Annotated in this window: 5 protein-coding genes and 1 pseudogene; 3 read left to right on the top strand and 3 right to left on the bottom strand. The window is 74.0% G+C overall.

What is annotated here, in order from left to right; translation table 11 throughout:
• Positions 1-427 (bottom strand): annotated as a pseudogene (locus AB0G02_RS29410) (helix-turn-helix transcriptional regulator); the annotation flags it as partial.
• Between the two features lie 86 nt (positions 428-513).
• Between AB0G02_RS29410 and AB0G02_RS29405 the strand changes: the two are divergent.
• Positions 514-963 carry a cupin domain-containing protein gene (locus AB0G02_RS29405; RefSeq protein WP_360800183.1) on the top strand — a complete coding sequence of 150 codons (450 nt, stop codon included), beginning with the start codon at positions 514-516 and terminating at the stop codon, positions 961-963.
• On the top strand, positions 960-1,364 hold the full coding sequence (locus AB0G02_RS29400) for a DUF1304 domain-containing protein (RefSeq protein ID WP_360800180.1): 405 nt from the start codon (positions 960-962) through the stop codon (positions 1,362-1,364). Before AB0G02_RS29405 ends, AB0G02_RS29400 begins: the two co-directional genes overlap by 4 nt.
• Positions 1,365-1,403: 39 nt before the next feature.
• On the opposite strand, the gene AB0G02_RS29395 is transcribed toward AB0G02_RS29400, so the two are convergent.
• Together AB0G02_RS29395 and AB0G02_RS29390 are read right to left on the bottom strand one after the other, a co-directional pair.
• Positions 1,404-2,231, bottom strand: coding sequence for an SDR family oxidoreductase (locus tag AB0G02_RS29395; protein ID WP_360800177.1), 828 nt, complete (start codon positions 2,229-2,231; stop codon positions 1,404-1,406).
• 4 nt (positions 2,232-2,235) lie between these two features.
• The gene (locus AB0G02_RS29390; protein WP_360800174.1) at positions 2,236-3,006 is read right to left on the bottom strand and encodes a carbon-nitrogen hydrolase family protein; all 771 of its coding nucleotides are present in this window, start codon (positions 3,004-3,006) and stop codon (positions 2,236-2,238) included.
• A 132-nt stretch (positions 3,007-3,138) separates the two neighbouring features.
• Between AB0G02_RS29390 and AB0G02_RS29385 the strand changes: the two genes are divergently transcribed.
• Positions 3,139-4,513: UvrD-helicase domain-containing protein (locus AB0G02_RS29385; RefSeq protein WP_360800171.1), on the top strand; the 1,375-nt coding region annotated here is incomplete at its 3' end.

The following is a 4,513-nucleotide window of genomic DNA, read 5'->3' as shown; positions in this document are numbered from 1 at the left end:
CCAGGCCCGCCGCGCCCCAGCACGTGCCGTCCACCCGGAACACCGCCCGCAGCTCGTGGTGCAGGCCGAGCGGTCGCCACACCTCGTTGAGCCGGCCGCACCGGGCGGCGTCACGGCTCGGCACGTCCGATAGCCGCGCCACCGGCACCGGGCGGCGGGCCAGCTCCGCGAACGCGTGCGGCTCGACGCCGCTGTACTCGCAGGCCGCCAGCACCGGCTCGTACTCGGCCGGGATGCGGGTCGGTCCGCTGGTCATCGAGCTGATCACGGCGGTGTCCGGGTCGAGCGACGCCCAGCAGGTCAGGTCGGTGGGCACGACCCGCTCGACCACGTCGATCGCGGCCCGGTGCAGCTCCGCGACCCCGAGGCCCGCCACCGCGAGCGCGGCGACCTCACGTCGCGCGCCGTCCGCCCGACCTTCCCACATGGTCGGAGTATGCGCCCGTCCCGACCTGGTCTCCATCCCACATTCCTGGGATGGGTGACCGCCTCGCCGGCTCCTACCGTCGGCTCATGAAGACACACGTGAGCACCGCCGGCGAGGGCTTCGAGCTGAACTCGCCGGACGCCAGGATCACCGTCAAGGTCGACGCCGCGCACACCGACGGCGCCTACGAGCTGTTCGAGGTGGACGCGCCGCGCGGACCCACCGTGCCGCCGCACGGCACGCCGTGGGCCACGGCCTACTACGTGCTGCACGGTCGCATGGCCGTGCTGGTGGACGGCGAGGTCCACGACGTGGGGCCGGGCACGTCGATCGCCATCCCGCCGGGCGTGCCGCACACGTTCAGCGTGCACACGCCGTCGGTGCAGTTCCTGGCGGTCAGCCTGACCGACGCCATGGGCCGGTTCTTCCGCGACGTCGACCAGGCCGTGCCCGCCGACACGCCGCCGGCCGAGGTCGGCCCGCTCCTGCGGGACGTGGTCGACCGGCACGGGATCGCGTTGGGGGAGTGGTCGTGAACGCCGTCGCGCAGGTGGCGGCCTCCGTGGCCGCGTTGGTCCACGTCCTCGTGTTCGTGTGGGAGACCCTGCTGTTCCGGCGGCCCGGCGTGCACTGGGGCGTGTTCAAGGTGCCCGCCGAGCAGGTCGAACCGGTGCGGCTGTGGTCGTTCAACGTGGGGCTGTACAACCTGTTCCTCGGTTCCGGCACCGTCATCGGCCTGGTCGCGCTGCACACCGGCGACGAGGCGATCGGCCGCGCGCTGGTGTTCTACACCTGCGGGTTCATGGTCCTGGCCGGCATCGGGCTCGGCGTGTCCGACCGGCTCGCGATGAGCCGCCCCAAGGGTGCCGGGGTCGCCGGGGCCCTCTGCCAGAGCGCACCGCCGCTCGTCGCGGTCCTCGCCCTGGCCCTCGCGTGACCCGGCACGACGTCCCGGCGACCGACCCTGGCCTCCGCGTCACACCCGCCAGCGGACGCGACCCGGCGGTTCCGGGGTCAGGTCGGACTCGAAGGCGGCCGCGATGTCCGCCACCTCCCACGACTCGCGGGTCAGGACGGGCGGCTTCACGGCGTACTGCGAGATCACGTGGAGCTTGTCCGGGAGGAAGCGGACCAGCTGGCCGGACACGTCCTCCGACAGGTCGCTGAGCAGGTACGTCACCAGCGGCGCCATCCTGTCCGGCGTCTGGTCCCGGGCGCTGATCTGCTCGGCGCGCGGGTCGGTGTCCATCATCGGCGTCCACGCGAGCGGCGCGACGGCGTTGACCCGGACACCCCGCGCGGCCAACGACCCCGCCCACGCCAGGGTCAGCGACGCCACCGCGCCCTTCGACGCCGAGTAGGCCGCCGCGTCCGCACGGCCCAGCATCGCGCCCGACACGACGTTCACGATCGAGCCGCCCCGCATGACCTTCGCCGCCGCCGTGCCGCAGTACATCGTGCCGAGCACGTTCACCTCGATCACCGACCGCAGCACGGCCGGCTCGTCCTCCCACGGCTGGGCGAAGTGCGTGACGCCCGCGTTGTTCACCAAGCCGTCCACCTGCCCGAACGACGACCGGCACAGCTCGACGAGCTCCGTCGCGACCGCCGGGTCCGTCACCGACCCGGTGTGCGCCACGGCCCGACCACCCGCCCCGGCGATCGCCGCCACGACCTCCGGCGCACCCTCGACGTCGTTCACCACGACCCGCGCGCCCTCGGCCGCCGCGTGCCTGGCGTACGCCTCGCCCAGCCCGCGACCGGCGCCGGTCACGATCACCGCCTTGCCGTCCAGGTGACCCACGGCGCTACCCCCTGTACCCCGCCTTGGCGTCGTCCGCGCGCACCCGGTCCAGCTCGGCGCGCTCCAGCCGTGCCGTCACGACCTGCTGCCCGCCGCCCGCCTCGACCAGCCGCCGCCCGTCCGGGTGCCACACCCCGCTGCCGCCGCACGACCGCCACCCCGGACCCGCGCCCGCCAGGTTGGCCACCAGCGCGTACAGCCGGTGGTCCATCGCGCGCGCCGCCGGGTGGACGTCGAGCCGCCTCTCCTGGCCCTCGGTGTACAGCGCCGACACGGCGTACACGTCCGCACCCCGCCGGGCCACCTCCAGCGCGTGCTCGGGGGCCGCCGCGTCGAAGCAGACGGCCAGGGCGACCCGCCACCCGTCGACGTCCAGCACGAGGAAGGACCCGCCCGGCTCGAACAGCTCCCGCTCGGCCCGGCTCGGGTACTGCTTGCCGACCACCTCGACGCCGCCGTCCGGGGACAGCGCCACCGACGCGAGCAGCCGGCGGCCGTCCGCCCCCAGCCACGCCGCGCCGACCACCGCCGTGACCCCGTGGGCGCGGCACGCCTCGCGCACGACGTCCAGCCTCGGGTCGTCCGGGGTGACCCAGCACGTCGGCTCGGCAAGGCGGTCCAGGTCGTAGCCGGTCAACGACAACAGGGGGAACAGCAGCAGGCGCGCACCCGCCGCGTCCGCGACCGTCGCGGCCGCGCGGCGCGCGTTCTCCGCGACGTCACCGGGCACGGGCGCGTGCTGCGCGACGGCGACCACCAACTCGTCGGATTCCACGCCGGCGATCATTCCACGCCGGGAGTGCCGCGGGCAGCCGTGAAATCCGCGCGCGAATGTGCTAAGCATAAAGGTTGACATCGCCGAAAATGGCGGGACAAAGACAATGTCAGTATATCACAGGGAGCAAGCGTGACAACCGGGGAATTGTCCGCCGAGCAACAGCGGATCGCGTTCCTGCACGAGCGGCTGGAACAGGAGCGGGCCGCCGTCCGGGCCGGGCTCGACGCCGCGCTGAAGGACGGGCACGAGCAGCGCTGGCACCGCGAAGTGGCCGTCCGCACGCTGTCGGAGCAGCTCAGCCGCCTCGACGTGGCCGACGAAGGCCTGTGCTTCGGCCGCATCGACACCGCCGACGACCGCGTCTACGTGGGCCGGGTGGGCCTGTTCGACACCGGGAACGACTACGAGCCGTTGTTGACCGACTGGCGCGCGCCGGCCGCCCGCCCGTTCTACACGGCGACCGCGGCGAACCCGGAAGGGGTGACGCTGCGCCGCCATTTCCGGACCCGCGGCAAGCACCTGGAGAGCTTCTACGACGACGAACTCCAGCTCACCTCGAAAGCGCTGCTCGACGCGTTGGACGCGCCCCGCTCGGACGCCATGCGCGACATCGTGGCCACCATCCAGGCCGAGCAGGACGAGGTGATCCGCCTGCCGCACCGGGGCGTGCTGGTGATCGAGGGCGGGCCGGGCACCGGCAAGACGGCGGTGGCGCTGCACCGCGTCGCCTACCTGCTGTACACGCAGCGGGAACGCCTGTCCCGCCAGGGCGTGCTGGTGGTCGGCCCGAACCCGGGCTTCCTGCGGTACATCGGGGAGGTGCTGCCGTCGCTGGGCGAGACCGACGTCGTGTTCGCCACGCCGGGCGAGCTGTTCCCCGGCGTGCGGACCGAGCGGGAGGACCCACCGGAGCTCCAGGCGTTCAAGGGCGGGCTCGCGGCGGTCGACCTGCTGGTGGAGGCCGTCGCGGACCGGCAGGAGACGCCCGCCGAGCCCGTCCCGGTCGAGCTGGAGGACGTCACGGTCGCGGTGACCGCCGAGATCGCGGACCGGGCGCGGGCACGGGCGCGCAACGCCGGTCTCAAGCACAACGAAGCGCAGCCGGTGTTCCACGAGGCCCTCGTCGACGCGCTGGTCGCGCCCGCGCTGGACCTCATCGGGGAGGACCTGCCGGGGCTGGCGGAGGACGTGCGCCGCGAGCTGGCGGGCCACCCCGACGTGCGGCGCACGGCCGCGCGGCTGTGGCCGGTGCTCACCCCGCAGGAGCTCCTGGCCGACCTCTACGCCGGCCGGTGCTTCGGGCTCGGCCACCCCGAGCTGCACCGCGACGACCCGCGGGCGTGGACGATCTCCGACGTGCCGCTGCTGGACGAGGCGGCCGAACTGCTCGGCTCCGACGGCGAGGCCGAGCGGCGGGCCGCGGCCGAACGCCGGCGGGCCGTCGAGTACGCGCGGGGCGTGCTGGAGGTCATCGACACCGACCAGGCCATGCACGCGGACGAGC

It is taken from the genome of Actinosynnema sp. NPDC023658 (assembly GCF_040639995.1).
Taxonomy (GTDB): domain Bacteria; phylum Actinomycetota; class Actinomycetes; order Mycobacteriales; family Pseudonocardiaceae; genus Actinosynnema.
This window is presented reverse-complemented; position numbering and strand designations above follow the sequence as displayed.